The organism is Kitasatospora sp. MBT63 (genome assembly GCF_000710465.2).
In the GTDB taxonomy this organism is placed as follows: domain Bacteria; phylum Actinomycetota; class Actinomycetes; order Streptomycetales; family Streptomycetaceae; genus Kitasatospora.
The window spans coordinates 1-19430 of the sequence record NZ_JAIZ01000274.1; the positions used below are offsets into that span (position 1 = coordinate 1).

Annotated in this window: 17 protein-coding genes; 12 read left to right on the forward strand and 5 right to left on the reverse strand. The window is 72.9% G+C overall.

Annotated features, from left to right (window positions below):
* On the forward strand, positions 1-768 hold a 768-nt coding region (locus tag AA75_RS17250), incomplete at its 5' end, for a DUF3097 domain-containing protein (RefSeq protein WP_033820953.1).
* Positions 769-782: 14 nt separating this feature from the next.
* On the opposite strand, the gene hemW is transcribed toward AA75_RS17250, so the two are convergent.
* Positions 783-2012: a radical SAM family heme chaperone HemW gene (gene hemW, locus AA75_RS17255; protein WP_033820954.1), complete on the reverse strand. Its 1230-nt coding sequence runs from the start codon at positions 2010-2012 to the stop codon at positions 783-785.
* Between the two features lie 78 nt (positions 2013-2090).
* A complete protein-coding gene (locus tag AA75_RS17260) occupies positions 2091-3989 on the reverse strand; it encodes a long-chain fatty acid--CoA ligase (protein WP_033820955.1) in 1899 nt (632 codons plus the stop codon).
* A gap of 282 nt (positions 3990-4271) precedes the next feature.
* Between AA75_RS17260 and AA75_RS17265 the strand changes: the two genes are divergently transcribed.
* Positions 4272-6005 (forward strand): ABC transporter ATP-binding protein, encoded by a 1734-nt coding sequence (locus AA75_RS17265; RefSeq protein WP_033820956.1) that lies wholly within the window; start codon positions 4272-4274, stop codon positions 6003-6005.
* Positions 6006-6112: 107 nt separating this feature from the next.
* Positions 6113-8011 (forward strand): ABC transporter ATP-binding protein, encoded by a 1899-nt coding sequence (locus AA75_RS17270; RefSeq protein ID WP_149038199.1) that lies wholly within the window; start codon positions 6113-6115, stop codon positions 8009-8011.
* On the opposite strand, the gene AA75_RS17275 is transcribed toward AA75_RS17270, so the two are convergent.
* Positions 7987-8916: an EamA family transporter gene (locus tag AA75_RS17275; RefSeq protein ID WP_033820958.1), complete on the reverse strand. Its 930-nt coding sequence runs from the start codon at positions 8914-8916 to the stop codon at positions 7987-7989. The two genes, AA75_RS17270 and AA75_RS17275, sit on opposite strands and share 25 nt — an antisense overlap.
* 86 nt (positions 8917-9002) lie before the next feature.
* Between AA75_RS17275 and AA75_RS17280 the strand changes: the two genes are divergently transcribed.
* The 4 genes from AA75_RS17280 to AA75_RS17295 all read left to right on the forward strand — a co-directional run bounded on the left by AA75_RS17280 (position 9003) and on the right by AA75_RS17295 (position 12402).
* Complete coding sequence (locus tag AA75_RS17280) at positions 9003-9551, forward strand: MarR family winged helix-turn-helix transcriptional regulator (RefSeq protein ID WP_051812630.1); 549 nt, start codon at positions 9003-9005, stop codon at positions 9549-9551.
* A 31-nt stretch (positions 9552-9582) separates the two neighbouring features.
* The gene (gene sigJ, locus AA75_RS17285; protein ID WP_082526594.1) at positions 9583-10551 is read left to right on the forward strand and encodes an RNA polymerase sigma factor SigJ; all 969 of its coding nucleotides are present in this window, start codon (positions 9583-9585) and stop codon (positions 10549-10551) included.
* Positions 10552-10654: 103 nt separating this feature from the next.
* Positions 10655-11725: an NAD(P)/FAD-dependent oxidoreductase gene (locus tag AA75_RS17290; RefSeq protein ID WP_033820959.1), complete on the forward strand. Its 1071-nt coding sequence runs from the start codon at positions 10655-10657 to the stop codon at positions 11723-11725.
* Between the two features lie 68 nt (positions 11726-11793).
* The gene (locus AA75_RS17295; RefSeq protein ID WP_033820960.1) at positions 11794-12402 is read left to right on the forward strand and encodes a hypothetical protein; all 609 of its coding nucleotides are present in this window, start codon (positions 11794-11796) and stop codon (positions 12400-12402) included.
* Between the two features lie 97 nt (positions 12403-12499).
* Here the strand turns inward: AA75_RS17295 and lepA are convergent, their stop codons facing one another.
* Complete coding sequence (gene lepA, locus AA75_RS17300; protein ID WP_033820961.1) at positions 12500-14368, reverse strand: translation elongation factor 4; 1869 nt, start codon at positions 14366-14368, stop codon at positions 12500-12502.
* Between the two features lie 314 nt (positions 14369-14682).
* Between lepA and AA75_RS17305 the strand changes: the two genes are divergently transcribed.
* From AA75_RS17305 to AA75_RS17315, 3 genes are all read left to right on the forward strand, one after another.
* Positions 14683-14988 carry an antibiotic biosynthesis monooxygenase gene (locus AA75_RS17305; RefSeq protein ID WP_033820962.1) on the forward strand — a complete coding sequence of 102 codons (306 nt, stop codon included), beginning with the start codon at positions 14683-14685 and terminating at the stop codon, positions 14986-14988.
* A gap of 180 nt (positions 14989-15168) precedes the next feature.
* Positions 15169-15432 carry a 30S ribosomal protein S20 gene (gene rpsT / locus AA75_RS17310; RefSeq protein ID WP_033820963.1) on the forward strand — a complete coding sequence of 88 codons (264 nt, stop codon included), beginning with the start codon at positions 15169-15171 and terminating at the stop codon, positions 15430-15432.
* 713 nt (positions 15433-16145) lie between these two features.
* Positions 16146-16772: a hypothetical protein gene (locus tag AA75_RS17315; protein ID WP_149038198.1), complete on the forward strand. Its 627-nt coding sequence runs from the start codon at positions 16146-16148 to the stop codon at positions 16770-16772.
* Positions 16773-16856: 84 nt separating this feature from the next.
* Here the strand turns inward: AA75_RS17315 and holA are convergent, their stop codons facing one another.
* Positions 16857-17852 (reverse strand): DNA polymerase III subunit delta, encoded by a 996-nt coding sequence (holA, locus tag AA75_RS17320; protein WP_033820964.1) that lies wholly within the window; start codon positions 17850-17852, stop codon positions 16857-16859.
* 190 nt (positions 17853-18042) lie between these two features.
* Here holA and AA75_RS17325 point away from each other — a divergent pair, with 190 nt between their 5' ends.
* Both AA75_RS17325 and AA75_RS17330 read left to right on the forward strand, forming a co-directional pair.
* Complete coding sequence (locus tag AA75_RS17325; RefSeq protein ID WP_033820965.1) at positions 18043-18306, forward strand: hypothetical protein; 264 nt, start codon at positions 18043-18045, stop codon at positions 18304-18306.
* A 161-nt stretch (positions 18307-18467) separates the two neighbouring features.
* On the forward strand, positions 18468-19421 hold the full coding sequence (locus AA75_RS17330) for a helix-turn-helix transcriptional regulator (protein WP_199520342.1): 954 nt from the start codon (positions 18468-18470) through the stop codon (positions 19419-19421).
* Positions 19422-19430 lie beyond the last annotated feature (9 nt).

Genomic DNA, 19430 nt, shown 5'->3' on the forward strand with positions numbered 1-19430 from the left:
GAGGTGGCGGCCGAGCGTGACCTGGTGGTCGAAGAGGCCGTGACCGGGTTCTGCGGGGCCGTGGTGCGGTGCGAGAAGACCGCCGAGGGGGTGACCGTCACCCTGGAGGACCGCTTCGGCAGGCACCGGGTGTTCCCGCTGACCCCGCGCGGGTTCCTGCTGGAGGGCCGGGTGGTGACCCTGGTGCGGCCGGCGGCCGCGGCGCCCGCGCGCGGTCCGGCCGTGACGGCCTCCGGGTCGCTGGCGGTGCCCGGCGCGCGGGCCCGGGTGGCACGGGAGTCGCGGATCTACGTCGAGGGGCGGCACGACGCCGAGCTGGTGGAGCGGGTCTGGGGCGACGACCTGCGGATCGAGGGCGTGGTGGTGGAGTACCTGGAGGGGATCGACGACCTGCCGGCGATCGTCGACGCCTTCGGGCCCGGCCCGGGGCGCCGGCTCGGGGTGCTGGTCGACCACCTGCTGCCGGGCACCAAGGAGCACCGGATCGCCGCCAGGGTGACCGGCGACCGGGTACTGGTGGTCGGCCACCCGTACATCGACGTCTGGGAGGCCGTGAAGCCCTCCTCGGTGGGCATCGCGGCCTGGCCGCGGGTGCCGCGCGGGGAGTCCTGGAAGGAGGGCGTCTGCCGCCGCCTGGGCTGGCCGGCCGACACCCCGGCCGCCTGGAAGCGGATCCTGGGCTCGGTGCGCAGCTACCGCGATCTGGACCCGGCGCTGCTGGGCCGGGTCGAGGAGCTGATCGACTTCGTGACCCTCGCGGAGGACTGAGCCGCGGGCCCGGTTCAGTCCACCAGGTCGCGCACCACGCCGTCGGCCAGCAGCCGGCCGCGCAGGGTGAGGGCGGCCCGGCCGTCGGCGAACGCCGCCGGGTCGAGCAGGCCGTCGGCGAGCGCCCGTTCGGCGGCCCGCAGGCCGTCCGCGGTGAGCAGGGTGAGCGGGCAGCCGTCGACCAGGCGCAGCTCGAGCAGGATCCGCTCGACCCGGCGGTCCTCGCCCGCCAGCAGTTCCCGGCCGAGCGCCGGGGTGCGCCCCTCGGCGAGCGCCTGGGCGTACGCGGCGGGGTGCTTGGCGTTCCACCAGCGCACTCCGCCGACGTGGCTGTGCGCGCCGGGGCCGGCGCCCCACCAGTCGCCGCCGGTCCAGTACAGCTCGTTGTGCTTGCAGCGGCCGGCCTCGGTGGTGGCCCAGTTGGAGACCTCGTACCAGCCGAAGCCCGCCGCGGCGAGCGCCTCCTCGGCGATCAGGTAGCGGTCGGCGTGCACGTCGTCGTCGATCATCGGGAGTTCGCCGCGCTTGACCCGGGCGGCCAGCTTGGTGCCGTCCTCGACGATCAGCGAGTAGGCGGAGACGTGGTCGGGTCCGGCGCCGATGGCGGCGTCCAGGGAGGCCCGCCAGTCGTCGTCGGACTCGCCGGGGGTGCCGTAGATCAGGTCCAGGTTGACGTGGTCGAAGCCGGCCGCCCTGGCCTCCTGGACGCAGGCCTCGGGCCGCCCCGGGGTGTGGTGGCGGTCGAGCAGCTGCAGTACGTGCGGGCGGGCGCTCTGCATGCCGAAGGAGATCCGGTTGAAGCCTCCCTCGCGCAGTTCGGCGAGGTAGCCGGGGTCGACCGACTCGGGGTTGGCCTCGGTGGTCACCTCGGCGTCCGGGGCCAGCCCGAACTCGTCCCTGATCGCGCCCAGCATGGCCACCAGGTCGCGGGCGGGGAGCAGGGTGGGGGTGCCGCCGCCCAGGAAGACGGTGCGCACCGGCAGCTCGGTGTCGCCGAGCACCCGGCGGGCCAGGCGCACCTCGGCCACCAGGTTGTCGGCGTAGGTCTCCTGCGAGGCGACCGTGCCGGCCGAGCGCAGCTCGGTGGCGGTGTAGGTGTTGAAGTCGCAGTAGCCGCAGCGGGTGGCGCAGTACGGCACGTGCACGTAGAAACCGAACGGGCGCTCGCCCAGCCCGGCCAGGGCGTGGGCGGGCAGGGAACCGTCGGACGGCACGGGAACGCCGTCGGGGAGTGCGGAGGGCATTGACCCATTGTCCCGCACGGCCCGGGTGGACCGTGCGGGACAGGTGGTGCGGGCGGGACAGGTGGTGCGGGCGCGGGGTCAGGCCTCGACGGTGCCGGCGTACATCCCGGAGACGGCGTCGGCGTAGGTCTTCTCCACCACCGGGCGCTTGATCTTCAGGCTCGGGGTCAGCTCACCGTGCTCGACGTCCAGGTCACGCGGCAGCAGCGTGAACTTCTTGATCGTCTGCCAGCGCTGGAGCTCGCCGTTGAGCCGCTGCACGAAGCCCTCGATCAGGGTGTGCACCTGCGGGTCGGCCGCCACCTCGGCGTACGACTTGCCGGCCAGGCCGTGCTCGGCCGCCCACGGCATGATCACCGCCTCGTCCAGGCCGATCAGCGCGGTGCAGAAGTTGCGGCCGTTGCCGATCACCAGGACGTTGCTGACGAACGGGCAGATCGCCTTGAACTTGCCCTCGACCTCGCTGGGCGCCACGTACTTGCCGCCGGAGGTCTTGAACATGTCCTTCTTGCGGTCGGTGATCCGCAGGAAGCCGTCCGCGGCGAGCTCGCCGATGTCGCCGGTGTGGAACCAGCCGTCCGGCTCCAGCACCTCCGCGGTCTGCTCGGGCAGGTTGTGGTAGCCGCGCATCACGCCGGGGCCGCGCAGCAGGATCTCGCCGTCCTCGGCGATCCGCACCTCGGTGCCGGGCAGCGGGGTGCCGACCGTGCCGACCCGGACGTCCTCGGCGCGGTTGACGGTCGAACCGGCCGAGGTCTCGGTCAGCCCGTAGCCCTCCAGCACCGGCACGCCGGCGCCGGCGAAGAAGTAGCCGATCTCGGGGGCGAGCGCCGCGCTGCCGGAGACCGAGCCGCGCAGCTGTCCGCCGAACGCCGCCCGGATCTTGGTGTACACCAGCTTGTCCGCGAGGGCGTGCTGCAGCCGCAGCCCGAGCGGCGCGCTGTCGCGGCCGGTGGCGATCCGGTTGGCCTGGGTGGTGCGGGCGTACTCGCGGGCCACCCCGGCGGCCCACAGGAAGATCTTGTACTTGGCGCCGCCCTCGGCCCTGGCCTTGCCCGCTATTCCGTTGTAGACCTTCTCGAAGATCCGGGGCGCGGAGGCCATCAGGGTCGGCCTGATCACCGGCAGGTTGTGGATGATCCGGTCCACCCGGCCGTCCACCGCCATCACGTGGCCGGTGGCGATCTGGCCCGAGATCAGGGTCTTGCCGAACACGTGGGACAGCGGCAGCCACATGAACTGGACGTCCTCGGCGCGCAGCAGCCCGCTCTCCTGCTGGGCCACGCCCTCGTACGCCCAGCAGTCGTGCACCAGGCGCACGCCCTTGGGGCGGCCGGTGGTGCCGGAGGTGTAGATCAGGGTGGCGAGCTGCTCCTTGTCGATCGCGTCGACGGCCTTGTCCACCGCGTCCGGGTGCTCGGCCAGGTACGCGGCGCCGCGCTCCTCGAGCTCGGCCAGCGTGATCACGTTCAGGCCGGCCGCCTCGACCGGGCCGGCCGGGGCGTCGAACAGGACGACGTGGTCGAGCTCGGGGAGGTTGTCCCGCTCGGCGACCACCTTGGCGAGCTGGGCCTCGTTCTCGGCGAACACCGCGCGGCAGCCGGCGTTGGCGAGGATGAAGGCCGACTCGTCGGCGTTGGTGCTGGGGTAGACCGTGGTGGTCGCGGCGCCGGCGCACATGTTGCCGAGGTCCGCGATGATCCACTCGATCCTGGTGGCGGACGCGATGGCGACCCGGTCCTCCGCGCCGATGCCCAGCGCGAGCAGACCGGCCGCGACCGACCTGACCCGTACCGCGGCCTGCGCCCAGGTGAGCGAGCGCCACTGCTCGGCGCCGGGGGCGCCGTCGGCCGCGTGCTCGTCCACCGGTGCGGGGTACCGGTACGCCTCATGGTCGGGAGTGGCCTCTACCCTGCTGAGGAAGAGGTGTGCCACGGAGGGCGGACGCCGCTCGATCATGGACTGCACACTGCTCAACGGGGACCTCCGGGGGGCGGGTGGCCAAGGTGATGGAGACGGCGGATGTGGGGGCAGCCGTATCGGCCGACTTATTAACCAGCGAGTAACAAGACGGCAATCAGCAGCCTAGGGGGTACGGAGCCGTTCCGTAAGGGGGTCACGGAGGGTGGCACCCCCGCGGACCGGCAGTGCAAAGGACTGTACAAGCCCGCAGGTTCGGCAGCGAAGAGGCCGGACCCGAGCGGTACGGATTGAGAAAACGGGGATGCGCGGCATCCCGGCGACGACGAGAGTGTCACGGTGCTCATCAGACTTCTCCGGGCCCACCTGAGGCCCTACTCCCGACCCATCCTCCTACTCGTGCTCCTCCAACTGATCTCCACCATCGGCATGCTGTACCTGCCCACGCTCAACGCCGACATCATCGACAACGGCGTGATCAAGGGCGACACCGGCTACATCCTGCAGGTCGGCGGCGTCATGATCGGCGTCTCGCTGGCCCAGGCGGTCTGCTCGATCGCCGCGGTGTACTACGCGGCGCGGACCGCGATGGCGGTCGGCCGGGACATCCGGGCCTCGGTCTTCGACCGGGTGCAGAGCTTCTCCGCCCGCGAGCTCGGCCGGTTCGGCGCGCCGTCGCTGATCACCCGCACCACCAACGACGTCCAGCAGGTCCAGATGGTGACCCTGCTGGCGTTCACCCTGATGGTGGCCGCGCCGATCATGTGCGTCGGCGGCATCGTGATGGCGCTCAACCAGGACGTGCCGCTGTCCGGCCTGCTGCTGGCCGTGGTGCCGGCGCTCGGCGCGGTCGTGCTGCTGCTGATCCGGCGGCTGCGGCCGCAGTTCCGCGGCATGCAGGGACGGATCGACACCGTCAACCGGATCCTGCGCGAGCAGATCACCGGCATCCGGGTGATCCGGGCCTTCGTCAAGGACGGGCACGAGAAGCAGCGCTTCGACACCGCCAGCGAGGACCTGGCCGGGTACTCGCTGCGGGTGGGCCGGCTGCTGGCGCTGATGTTCCCCACCGTGATGGGCGTGGTCAACGTCTCCAGCATCGCCGTGCTCTGGTTCGGCGCGCACCGGATCGCCAGCGGCGGCATGCAGATCGGCGCGCTCACCGCGTTCCTGTCCTACCTGATGCAGATCCTGATGAGCGTCATGATGGCCACCTTCATGTTCATGATGGTGCCGCGCGCCGAGGTCTGCGCCGAGCGGATCGAGGAGGTGCTGGACACCGACTCCAGCGTCGTCCCGCCCGCCTCCCCGGTCACCGAACTGCGCGCCCGCGGCCTGCTGGAGCTGCGCGGGGTCGACTTCCGCTACCCGGGTGCCGAGGCCCCCGTGCTGCGCGGCATCGACCTCACCGCCCGGCCCGGCCGGACCACCGCCGTGATCGGCTCGACCGGCAGCGGCAAGTCCACCCTGATCGGTCTCGTCCCCCGGCTGTTCGACGCCACCGGCGGCGAGGTCCTGGTCAACGGCGTCGACGTGCGCGAGATCGCGCCCGACCGGCTGGCCGACGTGATCGGCCTGGTCCCGCAGAAGCCCTACCTGTTCTCCGGCACCATCGCCTCCAACCTGCGCTACGGCCGCCCCGACGCCACCGACGACGAACTCTGGCAGGCCCTGGAGACCGCCCAGGCCAGGGACTTCGTCGAACTCCTCCCCGAAGGCCTGGACGCCCCGGTCTCCCAGGGCGGCTCCAACGTCTCCGGCGGCCAGCGCCAGCGGCTCGCCATCGCCCGGGCCCTGGTCAGCAAGCCGGAGATCTACCTCTTCGACGACTCCTTCTCGGCGCTCGACTACGCCACCGACGCCCGGCTGCGCGCCGCGCTCGCCGAGGAGACCGCGGACGCCGCCGTGGTGATCGTCGCCCAGCGGGTCTCCACCATCCGCGACGCCGACCTGATCGTCGTCCTGGACGAGGGCGCGGTGGTGGGCAGCGGCACCCACCAGGAGCTCATGGCGGACAACCCGACGTACCGGGAGATCGTGCTCTCCCAGCTCACCGAGCAGGAGGCGGCGTGACCACCGCGAAGCAGGCCCCGGGCGGGGCCCCGGGCGCCGAGGCCCCGAAGCCGGGCGGCTCCCAGGAGGCCGCCGCGCGGCGCGGGCCGGCCGGACCGGGCCGGTTCATGGGCGCCCAGGGCGCGGAGAAGTCGCTGGACTTCAAGAACTCCGGCAAGCGGCTGCTCGGCCGGCTGCGGCCCGAACGCAACCTGATCACCGGGGTACTGGCGCTCGGCACCCTGAGCATCGGCGCCGCCGTGGTCGGGCCGAAGATCCTCGGCCACGCCACCGACCTGATCGTCGCCGGGGTGGTCGGCGGGCAGTACGCGCCCGGCACCACGAAGGCGCAGGCCGTGGAGCTGGCCCAGCAGAGGGGCGGCGACAAGCTGGCCCACCTGGTCGGCTCGGTGGACTTCACCCCCGGCCAGGGCATGGACTTCGGCGCGATCGGTACCGTGCTGCTCTGGGTGCTCGGCATCTACCTGGCCGCGACCGTCTTCGGCATCTTCCAGGGCCGGCTGGCCGCGCTGGCGATCAACCGGGCGGTGTACCGGCTGCGCAAGGACGTCGAGGAGAAGATCTCCCGGCTGCCGCTCAGCTACTTCGACCGGCAGCCGCGCGGCGAGGTGCTCAGCCGGGTCACCAACGACATCGACAACATCGGCCAGTCCATGCAGCAGACCATGGGCCAGGTGGTGAACTCGCTGCTGACCATCGTCGGTGTGCTGGCGATGATGTTCTGGATCTCCTGGCTGCTGGCGCTGATCGCGCTGGTCTCGGTGCCGCTGTCGGTGGTGGTCGCCACCCGGGTCGGCAAGCGGGCCCAGCCGCAGTTCGTCGCCCAGTGGCGCACCACCGGCAAGCTGAACGCGCACATCGAGGAGATGTACACCGGCCACACGGTGGTCAAGGTCTTCGGCCGCCAGCAGGAGGCCGCGGAGATCTTCCGCACCGAGAACGAGGCGCTCTACGAGTCCGCCTTCAAGGCCCAGTTCATCTCCGGGATCATCCAGCCCGCGATGATGCTGATCGGCAACCTCAACTACGTGCTGGTGGCGGTGGTCGGCGGGCTGCGGGTGGCCAGCGGCGCGCTGTCCATCGGCGACGTGCAGGCCTTCATCCAGTACTCCCGGCAGTTCAGCCAGCCGCTCACCCAGGTCGCCTCGATGGCCAACCTGGTGCAGTCCGGGGTTGCCTCCGCCGAGCGGGTCTTCGAGCTGCTCGACGCACCCGAGCAGACCCCCGAGCCCGCCGTGCCGCAGCGCCCGGCGGCGCTGCACGGCCGGGTCTCCTTCGAGGACGTGTCGTTCCGCTACGACACCGACAAGCCGCTGATCGAGAGCCTGTCGCTGAAGGTCGAGCCCGGCCACACGGTGGCCATCGTCGGCCCGACCGGCGCCGGCAAGACCACCCTGGTCAACCTGCTGATGCGGTTCTACGAGGTGAGCGGCGGCCGGATCACCCTGGACGGCGTGGACATCGGCGCGATGGCCCGCGAGGAGCTGCGCTCCGGCATCGGCATGGTGCTCCAGGACACCTGGCTGTTCGGCGGCTCGATCGCCGACAACATCGCGTACGGCGCCGAGGGCGCCACCCGCGAGCAGGTGATCGAGGCGGCCAGGGCGGCCCACGTGGACCGCTTCGTGCGGACCCTGCCGGACGGCTACGACACGGTCATCGACGACGAGGGCACCGGTGTCAGCGCGGGCGAGAAGCAGCTGATCACCATCGCCCGGGCGTTCCTCGCCCAGCCCAGCATCCTGGTCCTGGACGAGGCCACCAGCTCGGTCGACACTCGTACCGAGGTGCTCATCCAGCGGGCGATGGCCCGGCTGCGCACCGGCCGGACCAGCTTCGTGATCGCCCACCGGCTCTCCACCATCCGGGACGCCGACGTGATCCTGGTGATGGAGAACGGGTCGATCGTCGAGCAGGGCTCGCACGAGGAGCTGATCGACGCCCAGGGCGCGTACCACCGGCTCTACCAGGCGCAGTTCGCTCAGGCGGTGGCCGAGGTCGACTGAGACCGCGGTGCGACCGGGGGGAGGCCGGCGGTGTCGGCCTCCCCCCGGCTCGTCCGGGCCCGGGGCTGGCCGAGCACGGTCGAGCCCAGCGCGATGCCCATCCCGAGCAGTTGGACCACCGTCAGGGCCTGACCGAGCGCGGCCCACCCGAGCACCGCGGCCGAGACCGGGCTGAGCAGCCCGAGCAGGGCGACCGAGGCTGCGGGCAGCCGGCCCACGCCGGCGAACCAGATCCAGTACGCGAGCGCGGTGTTGGCGATGGCCAGGTAGGCGTACCCGGCGAGGTTGACCGCGGTGAGCGCCGGCGGGGCGCCCTCCACCAGCAGCGCGACCGGGAGCAGCAGCAGCCCGCCGGCGGCCAGTTGCCAGCCCGTCATGGCCAGCGGGCCGACGCCCTCCGGCCGCCCCCAGCGCTTGGTCAGCACGGTGCCGGTGGCCATGCAGGCGGCGCCGGCCAGGCCGGCCAGGATGCCGAGGGCGTCCAGCCGGGCGGTGGCCCTGAGCACCACCAGGGCCACCCCGACCACCCCCGCCAGGCCCGCCAGCAGGGACCGGCGGCCGACCCGCTCGCCGAGCAGCGGGACGGCGAGGCCGGCGGCCAGCAGCGGCTGCACGGCGCCGAGCACCGCGGCCACGCCGCCGGGCAGCCGGTAGGCCGCGATGAACAGCAGCGCGAAGAAGATCCCGATGTTGAGCGCCCCGAGCACGGCGGCCCGCCACCACCAGTGGCCGCGGGGCAGGACCCGGGTGGCCGCCAGCAGCGCCAGCCCGGCGGGCAGCGCCCGCAGGGTGGCGGCCAGCAGCGGGCGGTCGGGCGGCAGGAACTCGGCGGTGACGGCGTAGGTGGAGCCCCAGGCGAGCGGGGCCAGCGCGGTGAGCAGCAGGGTGCGCGAGGAAGAAAGCATGAAAGTAACTTAGCACTAAGCCAATCAGTTGCAAGCCGCTTTGCGCTAAGCAGCTTGCCGCAAAGGCTCTGTGCCAGACTGGCCGCATGGACCGCACCACCACCGACCCCGCACAGCCGGACCCGGCCGACCCGGCCGACCCGGCCGACCCGGTCGACGCCATCGCCGCCCAGTGGCGCCGCGAACGCCCCGACCTCACCCCGCAGACCGAGGCGATGGCCGCGTTCGGCCGGATCTACCGGATCGCCAGGGCCATGGGCGAGCGCGCGGAACAGGCCTACGCCCCGTACGGGATCGGCCGCGGCGAGTTCGACGTGCTCGCGACCCTGCGGCGGGCCGGCGATCCGTACACCCTCTCGCCGCGCGAGCTGACCGCCACCCTGATGCTCACCACCGGCGGCATGACCGGCCGCCTCGACAAGCTGGAACGGGCCGGCCTGCTCACCCGCTCCCCCGACCCGAACGACCGGCGCGGCCTCAAGGTCACCCTCACCCCGGCCGGACTGGACACCGTCGACGGCGCCGCGGCCGCCGGGATGACCGTCCAGCAGCACGTCATGGCCTCCCTCGGCGAACGGGACGCCGAGCAGCTGAACCGGCTGCTGCGCACCCTGATGGCGGCGGCCGAGGGCTGACCGGCCGGCCCCACCGCGCTACCGTGGGCGGGTGAGTGACGAGGGATCGGCCACGGCCGCCGCAGCCACCGGAGCGGACGCGCCCACCACGGCGGACACCGCCGAGGGCGCCGTCCAGGACGCGTTCGAGGACCCGTCCGAGGACGCGTTCGAGGCCAACCGCCGGTACCTCGGCGCCGTCGCCTACCGGCTGCTCGGCTCGCTGACCGACGCCGAGGACGTCCTCCAGGAGGCCTGGCTGCGCTGGCGGGCCGCCGACCGGAGCCGGGCCGCCGACCCGCGCGCCTACCTCAGCACGGTGGTCACCCGGCTCTGCTACGACCAGCTCGGCTCCGCCCGCGCCCGCCGGGAGGCCTACTACGGCGAGTGGCTGCCGGAACCGCTGGTCGACGACGAGGACTCACCCGCCCGCCGGGCCGAGCTCGGCGAGTCGGTGTCGCTGGCGATGCTGGCCGTGATGGAGCAGCTCACCCCCGCCGAACGCACCGCCTTCGTACTGCACGACGTCTTCGCGGTGGACTTCACCAAGATCGCCGCCTCCCTCGACCGGACCCCCGACGCCACCCGGCAGCTCGCCTCCCGGGCCCGCCGCCGGGTCCGCGACGGCAGCCGGCGCGGCCGGATCGACCCGGCCGAACACCGGCAGGCCGTGCACGCCTTCGCCGCCGCGACCACCGGCGGCGACCTCCAGGGCCTGCTCGCCGTGCTCGACCCCGACGTGGTCTGGCACTCCGACGGCGGCGGCATCGTCAGCGCCGGCGCCCGGCCGGTGTACGGCGCCGACAAGGTCGCCCGCTTGGTGCTCGGCCTGCTCCGCCGGGTCTTCGCCCCCGGCTCGACCGCCTCCTTCGGCTTCGCCCAGGTCAACGGCGAACCGGGGATGGTGTTCTACGAGGCGCCCGGCCGGGTCGGCGGCGTCATCGCGTTCACCGTCCGCGACGGCCGGATCACCGACGCGTACGTCGTGGTCAACCCGGAGAAGCTCACCCACCTGGCCTGACCGGCGGCGCCCGGTGTGACGCGGGTCACTGTCACACCCGGACCGGCTGCGTCGTCCCCTTCCCGAACGCGCGGACCACCGCGCACCGAAGGAGGAGGACACCATGACCGGGCAGCAGCACATCGTGGTGATCGGCGCCGGCTACGCCGGGCTCAGCGCGGCCACCCGGGCGGGCCGCCGCCACCGGGTCACCCTGGTCGCCCCCGAGACCCGCTTCCGGCACCGGGTGCGCCAGCACGAGCAGGCCGCCGGGCGCCCCGAGCACCGGCCCGACATCGCACGGGTGATCCGCGGCCGGCAGGTGACCCACGTCCCCGCCCGGGTCACCGAACTGGACCTCACCGCCCGCAAGGTCTTCCTGGACAACGGCGAGGCCCTGTCCTACGACACCCTGGTGTACGCGCTCGGCAGCCGCACCGACCGGCAGGGCGTCCCCGGCGTCGCCGAGCACGCGCTCACCGCCGAACGGGCCGTCGAGATCCGCCGCCGGATCGCCGAGGCACCCACGCCCGGCACCGTCGCCGTGGTCGGCGGCGGCGCCACCGGCATCGAACTCGCCGCCGAACTGGCCGAGGCGCACCCCGCCTGGCAGGTCAGGATCGTCGCCGCCGGCCAGGTCGGCGGCTGGTTCTCCGCCAAGGGCCGGGCGCACGTCCTGCGGGTCCTCGGCCGGCTCGGCGTCCAGGTGCACGAGCACTCCCCCGTCACCGCCGTCACCGCGCACGGGCTGCGCACCGACACCGGGACCCTCGACGCCGACCTGGTCGCCTGGGCCGCCTCGATGGAACCGCACCCGCTGGCGGCCACCGCCGGACTCGCGGTCACCCCGGACGGCCGGGCCAGGGTCGACGAGTACCTGCGCTCGGTCTCGCACCCCGAGGTGTACGTGATCGGCGACGCCGCCGAGGTCACCGTCCCCGGCACCGGCACCCTCCGGATGGGCTGCGCCACCGCCCAGCCGATGGGCCTCTACCTGGGCAAGCGGCTGGCCGGCCGGACCTCGGCGCCGTTCGCCTTCCGGTACGGCCTGCAGTGCCTCAGCCTCGGACGGCGCGAGGCCCTGGTCCAGCTGATCCACCGGGACGACTCGATGCGGCCCACCGCCGTCCGCGGCACCCTCGCCCGGCTGACCAAGGCGGCCATCGTCAACGGCGTGGTACTGGCGCTGCGCTGACCGGCGGACGCCCCTGCGGCGCACGGGGATCTTCCCCGACCGTGCACCGCACTGACACAATCCAGCCCGTGACGATCAACGAAGATGTCAATGAAAAGGTCGGCGAAGAGGTCTACGAGTCCCGCTTCGGCTGGAGCGCCCGCACCGTCGGCGTGCTCCTGACGTGCCTGCTGTTCGTGACCGTCCTGCTGCTGGCCGACGTCTTCGGCACCGGCCCGCTCGGCGCCGTCCTGCGGATCTGCGGGCTGCTCCTGTTCGGCGGCGGCGCCCTGGTGATGGCCTACATCTGCGGCAGCCGCAAGGTCGCCCTGCGGGTGGACGCCGACGGGATCCTGCTCGGCGGAACCCCGCTGCGCTACGCGGCCACCACCACGCTGGTGCCCTGGTCCGAGGTCCGCGGGCTGCGGCTGTGGCTCCAGCCGCTGCCGTACGGGAGCAGCATGCCGTACGTCGGGGTGCACCGGGTGCCCGGCGCGGCCCGGCTGCCCGGGACACCGACCGGCCCGCTGGGCCGGTCGGCGGTCGAGGACCTGACCGGCGTCGACGCCGAACTGGTCTCCGCCAGCCGGGCCGTGAACGGCTGGCCGCTGGACACCGACGCCCTGCTGGCCACCGTCGGCCGGTACGCCCCCGGCGCGGTGATCACCGTCGCACCGGGCTTCCCCAGCCGGCGCTGAGCGGTCCCGGGCGCCGGCCCCGGCCGGTGGACGGCGCAGGCCGCCGCCCGTCGGTCACGGGTGGCGGCCTGCGTCGGGGCCGGTCGGGGCCCTGGTGCTACTTCTTCTCCTTCGGGGCGTCCGCGTCGGTGGACAGCGCGGCGATGAAGGCCTCCTGCGGGACCTCCACGCGGCCGACCATCTTCATCCGCTTCTTGCCCTCCTTCTGCTTCTCCAGCAGCTTGCGCTTACGCGAGATGTCACCGCCGTAGCACTTGGCGAGGACGTCCTTGCGGATCGCGCGGACCGTCTCACGGGCGATCACCCGGGAGCCGATGGCCGCCTGGATCGGCACCTCGAACTGCTGGCGCGGGATCAGCTTCTGGAGCTTTCCGGCCATCATCACGCCGTAGTTGTAGGCCTTGTCCTTGTGCACGATCGCGGAGAACGCGTCCACCGCGTCGCCGTGCAGCAGGATGTCGACCTTCACCAGGCTGGCGCTCTGCTCGCCGATCGGCTCGTAGTCGAAGGAGCCGTAGCCGCGGGTCTTGGACTTCAGCTGGTCGAAGAAGTCGAAGACGATCTCCGCGAGCGGCAGCGTGTAGCGCAGCTCCACCCGGTCCTCGGAGAGGTAGTCCATGCCCTGCAGGTTGCCGCGGCGGGCCTGGCAGAGCTCCATGATGGCGCCGACGAACTCGTTCGGGGCCAGGATGGTGCCGCGCACGACCGGCTCGTACACCTCGGCGATCTTGCCGGTCGGGAACTCGCTCGGGTTGGTGACGGTGTGCTCGGAGCCGTCCTCCATCACCACCCGGTAGATCACGTTCGGGGCGGTGGAGATCAGGTCGAGGTTGAACTCGCGCTCCAGCCGCTCCCGGATGATCTCCAGGTGCAGCAGGCCGAGGAAGCCGCAGCGGTAGCCGAAGCCGAGCGCGACCGAGGTCTCCGGCTCGTAGACCAGCGCGGCGTCGTTCAGGCGCAGCTTGTCGAGGGCGTCGCGCAGCAGCGGGTAGTCGCTGCCGTCCAGCGGGTACAGGCCGGAGAACACCATCGGGCGCGGGTCCTTGTAGCCGCCCAGCGCCTCGGTCGCACCCTTGTGCATCGAGGTGATGGTGTCACCGACCTTGGACTGCCGGACGTCCTTCACACCGGTGATGATGTAGCCGACCTCGCCGACCCCGAGGCCGTCGGCGACCTTGGGCTCCGGCGAGATGACGCCGATCTCCAGCAGCTCGTGGGTGGCGCCGGTGGACATCATCGCGATCCGCTCACGCTTGGTGAGCTGGCCGTCGACCACACGCACGTAGGTGACCACGCCGCGGTAGGAGTCGTAGACCGAGTCGAAGATCATCGCGCGGGCCGGGGCGTCCTTGACGCCGACCGGGGCCGGGATCCGGTCGACCACGTGGTCGAGCAGGTCCTCGACGCCGAGACCGGTCTTGGCGCTGACCTTGAGCACGTCCTCGGGGTCGCAGCCGATGATGTGCGCCAGCTCGGCGGCGTACTTCTCGGGCTGGGCGGCCGGCAGGTCGATCTTGTTGAGGACCGGGATGATCGTGAGGTCGTTCTCCAGCGCCAGGTACAGGTTGGCGAGGGTCTGCGCCTCGATGCCCTGGGCCGCGTCGACCACCAGGATGGTGCCCTCGCAGGCCGCGAGGGAGCGGGACACCTCGTACGTGAAGTCCACGTGGCCGGGGGTGTCGATCATGTTCAGGATGTGCGTGGTGCCGGCGTTCTCGCCGGCCCGGGGGGCCCACGGAAGGCGGACCGCCTGCGACTTGATGGTGATACCGCGCTCACGCTCGATGTCCATCCGGTCGAGGTACTGGGCGCGCATCTGCCGGGGGTCGACCACACCGGTGATCTGCAGCATCCGGTCGGCGAGCGTGGACTTGCCGTGGTCGATGTGGGCGATGATGCAGAAGTTGCGGATCACCGCCGGGTCGGTCCGGCTGGGCTCTGGCACGTTGCTGGGGGTCGCGGGCACCTTGGTCCGATTCTCCGTTGGTCCGGGGGCCGGGGTCTGCGGGCCGTCTCGGACCGTCTTCCCGGCGACCGGACGGTCTCGTCCGATCGATATGGTTCCGCCCATCTTCCCACGAGCCCGGGGGGCGGCGCCGGTCAGCTCGTCCCGGCCCCTCCGGCGAGGCCGCGGCACGGCCCTCCGGGGCGGGGGCGTGGCCCTCCGGGGGCACGGGCGCAGCCCTCCGGGGGGACGGGCCTGGGCGCAGGCCCGGGCGTGGGCCTGGGCGTCGGCGTCGGCGTGGGCGTGGGCGTGGGCGTGGGGCAGGATGGCTGGGCATGATCCTCGAAAGCGCACTGCTGGACGTCCGGCCCGGCCGGGAGGACGAGTTCCTCGCCGCCTTCGCCCTGGCCCGGCCGCTGATCTCGGTGCAGCCCGGCTTCCGCTCGCTGGAGCTGCGGCGCTGCCTGGATCAGGGGCGCGGCTCCCGGTTCCTGCTCCAGGTCGGCTGGGAGACCCTGGAGGACCACACCGAGGGCTTCCGGCGCTCCGCGGAGTACGCGACGTGGCGGGAGCTGCTGCACCACTTCTACGAGCCGTTCCCCGAGGTCGAGCACTACGGCGAACCGCTGCCGCACGGCTAGGGCCGGCCCGGCGGGACTGCGGCCCGCCGGTTTGGGGGCGGGTCGGGGCCCCTGGTAACGTGGGGCGCTGCACCTGGCCTCGGCATGCCCTCTCAGCAGACCGGGGCCGCCGAAGGTGCGAAACCCCGGCCACGGCCGGGGACCCGGAAACCGTCGTTCCAACCAGACTGAGGCTCCTTCGTGGCGAACATCAAGTCCCAGATCAAGCGCAACAAGACCAACGAGAAGGCGCGCCTGCGCAACAAGGCCGTCAAGTCCTCGCTGAAGACCGCCCTGCGCAAGGCCCGCGAGGCCGCTGCCGCCGGTGAGACCGAGAAGGCCACCGAGCTGGCGCGCGCTGCCTCCCGTGCCCTCGACAAGGCCGTGAGCAAGGGCGTCATCCACAAGAACCAGGCCGCCAACAAGAAGTCGGCGATCACCAAGCGCGTCAACACCGCCGCCTGATTCTCGCTCCTGTGAGCACCACCGGGCCCGGCCCGGACCGGACGGCGTGATCCGCGGCCCTCTACCCGCTCCGCGCCGACCGAACCTCGACGGCCCCTCCGGCCCTCTATCCGGAAGCCCGAGGCGCACGACTCCGTACCGCACGCGGCCTGCGTTCGCCACGCGGGTGCGGTACACGACAGCTGGACAGCAGTAGACCGACAGGCGCTGCGACCGAACCCCATTCCCCGGGTGGTCGCGGCGCCTGTCGGCGTTCCGGGAAAGATCCGGGAGCGATCCGGGAGCGATCCGGGCGGCGCGCCCAGGGAGGGGGCCACGGCGGGCGACGGTGCCCCTGGTGGTCGGCCGGTCGCACGGTGATGCGGGGTGTACGGGCACCGGTATGGTTCGGTTCGACCGCCCGACCGCAGTACCGGACAGGCCAGCTGGGGGCCCCGATGTCGACTCCACCACCACCCAACGTGCCTTCCTCCCCCTACGGCCAGGCACCGGGGCACCAGCCCGGCGGCCCGCAACTCGGACGCCAGGGCGGTCCGCTGCCCGGTACGACACTGCCGGGTGGCCGGCCGGCGGCACCTGGGTACGGGCCGGGCGGGACAGTGCCGGGGACCTCCGGCCCGGGAGCGACCTCCGGTCCGGGCGGTCCGGTCCCCGGCGGCGGAAACGGTGGCGGCGGTAACGGTGGCGGCGGTAACGGTGGCGGGCGGCGCGGGGTGCTGTGGGGTGTGGGCGGCGCGGTGCTGGCCTCGGCCGTCTGGGCGGCCGCCGTCCTGCTCGTACCGGGCATCGTCACGGACGGCGCCGGCAACTCCCCCGGCGTGGCCGGGTACCAGGTGGCCGACGACCTCTGCGACACCGTCAAGCTGGCCAAGTTCAGCCAGCTGTACCCCTCGCAGACCGGCACGCCGTACCACTACACCACCCGGCACACGGCGCTCGACGACATGTACTGCAGCCAGTACCGGAAGAGACTCAGCAGCGACAGCGACTACTTCTCGATCTACCTGGACGTGCAGTTCCACAAGAAGGTCGACCCCCGGCTCGAGTTCGAGGCGCAGCGCTCCGGACTCCAGCAGCGCAAGTACGAGATCAGCCCGGTTCCGGGCCTCGGCGACGACGCGTACATCGGTTTCCTGGACGACACCTCCGGCTCGGACAAGACCTGGCACTACCTCACCCAGGTCCTGTACGTGCGGCAGGCCGGGATGACCTACTACGCGAGCTGGTCCGGGTCGTACCAGGAGGGCAAGGCCGCGAGCGTGCCGGACCGTGAGGAGATCCGGCAGGCGCTGCTGATCGACAGCCGGGACGCGCTGAAGGCGCTCGGCGGCAGGCTCTGACCGTGGGGTCGTGAGCCGGTCGCCGGGGCGGCGGTGGGCCGGTCGCCGGGCGCACCGGGACCGGGACCAGTAGGGGGACCGGGCTCAGTAGGGGCGTGCGCTCATCCGGGAGGCGCGGGCGACCGCGACCACGGCGCGTTCCAGGGCGTAGGCCGGGTCGTCCGAGCCGCCCTTGACGGCGGCGTCGGCCTGGGCGATCGCGGTCAGCGCCGCCGCGACGCCGTCGCCCGTCCAGCCGCGCATCTGCTGGCGCACCCGGTCGACCTTCCAGGGCGGCATGCCGAGCTCGCGGGCCAGGTCGGCGGGACGCATGTTCCGCCCGACCGTGGCCAGCCGGCCGATGCTGCGGACCCCGGCGGCCAGCGCATAGGTGATACCGGTCGGGGGCTGGCCGACCGCGAGCGCCCAGCGCAGGCGTTCCAGCGCCTCCGCCGCCCGGCCGGTGACCGCCAGGTCGGCCACCTCGAAGCCGGTCGCCTCGGCCCGGCCGCTGTAGTACTTGGCCACCGCCGTCTCGTCGATGGTGCCCTCGACGTCGGCCGTCAGCTGGCTGCAGGCCGCGGCCAACTCCCGCAGGTCACTGCCGAGCGCGTCGAGCAGCGCCTGCCCGGCCTCCGGGGTGGCCGAGCGGCCGAGCTGCCGGAACTCGTTGCGGACGAAGGCCAGCCGCTCGCCCGCCTTGGTCAGCTTGGCGCAGGCCACCTCGCGGGCTCCGGCCTTCCTCGCCGCGTCCATCAGGCCCTTGCCCTTGGCGCCGCCGGCGTGCACCAGCACCATGATCACTTCTTCGACCGGGGAGTCGAGGTACGCCTTGACCTCCTTGACCGAGTCGGCCGCGAGATCCTGCGCGGCCCGGACCACGATCACCTTGCGCTCGGCGAACAGCGAGGGCGTGGTCAGCTCAGCGAGGCTGCCGGGCTGCAGCGCACCGGGGGCGAGATCACGGACGTCGGTGTCCGGGTCGGCGGCGCGAGCGGCTGCCACCACCTCGGCGACCGCACGGTCCAGCAGCAGCTCCTCCTGGCCGACCGCGAGGGTCAGCGGGGCGAGCAGATCGTCGGGTGCACTCTTCCTGGCCATCGCGTACCAGCATCGCACGCGGCGCCGACAGCTCCGCGACACGTCGGCCGGGACTGCGGCGGGCGCGGTGGTGGGCGGTGTGGTGGGTAACACCCGCGGGGACCCTGCCGAGACCTGTGCCGAGACCCCTGCCGGGACCATGTGGAGGCCTCTGCCCGGGGCGGGCGCACCGGGGTTGGACAATGGTGCGATGACCGCGAACCACACCCGCCAGCTGCTCGTCCTGCCCGACCGCGACGCCGCGGAGGAGGCCGCCGACCGGCTGACCGAGCAACTGCCGGGGCTCGCCCGGCCCGAGCTGGTGCGGGACGCGCTGGCCGGGGAGGACGACGCCGAGGACGCCCAGTGGCTGGTAGTGCTGGAGGCGCCCGAGGAAGGCGGCTGGACGGCGGAACAGCTCGCCGATCTGGACGACACCGCTGCGGAGTTCGAGGGGTGGCGGGAGGAGGACTGACCGGCCCGGCCGGATGCCGCGTGGGGCGGCCTGCCGGGTAGCCGGGCCGGGCAGCCGGGCCGGTGCCGCGGGGGCGGTGTGGGCGGCGCCGCACCCTTGGCCGGTTGCGCTCCGTGACTGGTATCGGCGATCCCTGACTGGCCGTCGGATGAACAGGCAGGATGGCGGGCATGGAGATGAACCGCCGTGAGCTCGCTGACTTCCTGCGCCGATCCAGGGAGCGCCTGCGCCCGCAGGACGTCGGCCTGCCGGAGGGCCCGCGCCGCCGGACCCCGGGGCTGAGGCGCGAGGAGGTGGTCCATCTCGCGGGGATGTCCGCCGACTACTACATCCGGCTCGAACAGGCCCGCGGCCCGCAGCCGTCCGACCAGATGCTCGGCGCGCTGGCCCGCGCCCTGCGGCTGACCGAGGACGAACGTGACCACCTCTTCCTGCTCGCCGGGCACCGTCCGCCGACCGGACGGCTCTGCGGGGAGCACATCGAGCCCGGGCTGCTGTACCTGCTCGACCAGCTGACCGAGACCCCGGCGCAGATCGTCAGCGACCTCGGCGACCTGCTGGCGCAGAACGCCATCGCGACGGCCCTGTTCGGCGGGGTGTGCCCGCTGGACCCGGACAACCGCAACGTGGCATGGCGGTGGTTCACCGACCCCGCCGCCCGTACCGCCTACCCGGCCGCGGAGCACGACCACTGGAGCCGGGTGCACGTCGCCGACCTGCGGGCGGCCGTCGCCCGCCGGGCGGGCGACGCGGCGTCGGCCGCGCTGGTGAAGCGGCTGCGGGCGGCCAGTACGGAGTTCTCCGCGCTGTGGGAGCTGCACGAGGTCGCCGTCCGGCGGTCCAGCCGGATGCGGGTGGTGCACCCGGTGATCGGCCCGGTGGACCTGGACTGCCAGACCCTGCTGACACCGACCGAGGACCAGCGCCTGCTGATCTTCACCCCGCCGCCCGGTACCTCGGACGCCACCCACCTGCAACTGCTGCGCGTGGTGGGCACCGAACGCTTCGACGCCCCCGGCAGCCCCGGCGGACCGGTCGGACCTGTCGGACCTGTCAGCACTGGTGGTTCCGCTGGCTCCGGCTCCGGGGGCAGCGCACGGCCACGGCGGGGCTGACGGCGTCCG

Coding starts and splice junctions, on each gene's coding strand:
- AA75_RS17275 (WP_033820958.1), bottom strand. CDS start 8,916: ATGCTTTCTTCCTCGCGCACCCTGCTGCTCACCGCGCTGGCCCCGCTC.
- AA75_RS17290 (WP_033820959.1), top strand. CDS start 10,655: ATGACCGGGCAGCAGCACATCGTGGTGATCGGCGCCGGCTACGCCGGG.
- AA75_RS17305 (WP_033820962.1), top strand. CDS start 14,683: ATGATCCTCGAAAGCGCACTGCTGGACGTCCGGCCCGGCCGGGAGGAC.
- AA75_RS17270 (WP_149038199.1), top strand. CDS start 6,113: ATGGGCGCCCAGGGCGCGGAGAAGTCGCTGGACTTCAAGAACTCCGGC.
- AA75_RS17325 (WP_033820965.1), top strand. CDS start 18,043: ATGACCGCGAACCACACCCGCCAGCTGCTCGTCCTGCCCGACCGCGAC.
- holA (WP_033820964.1), bottom strand. CDS start 17,852: ATGGCCAGGAAGAGTGCACCCGACGATCTGCTCGCCCCGCTGACCCTC.
- AA75_RS17330 (WP_199520342.1), top strand. CDS start 18,468: ATGGCGGGCATGGAGATGAACCGCCGTGAGCTCGCTGACTTCCTGCGC.
- hemW (WP_033820954.1), bottom strand. CDS start 2,012: ATGCCCTCCGCACTCCCCGACGGCGTTCCCGTGCCGTCCGACGGTTCC.
- AA75_RS17280 (WP_051812630.1), top strand. CDS start 9,003: ATGGACCGCACCACCACCGACCCCGCACAGCCGGACCCGGCCGACCCG.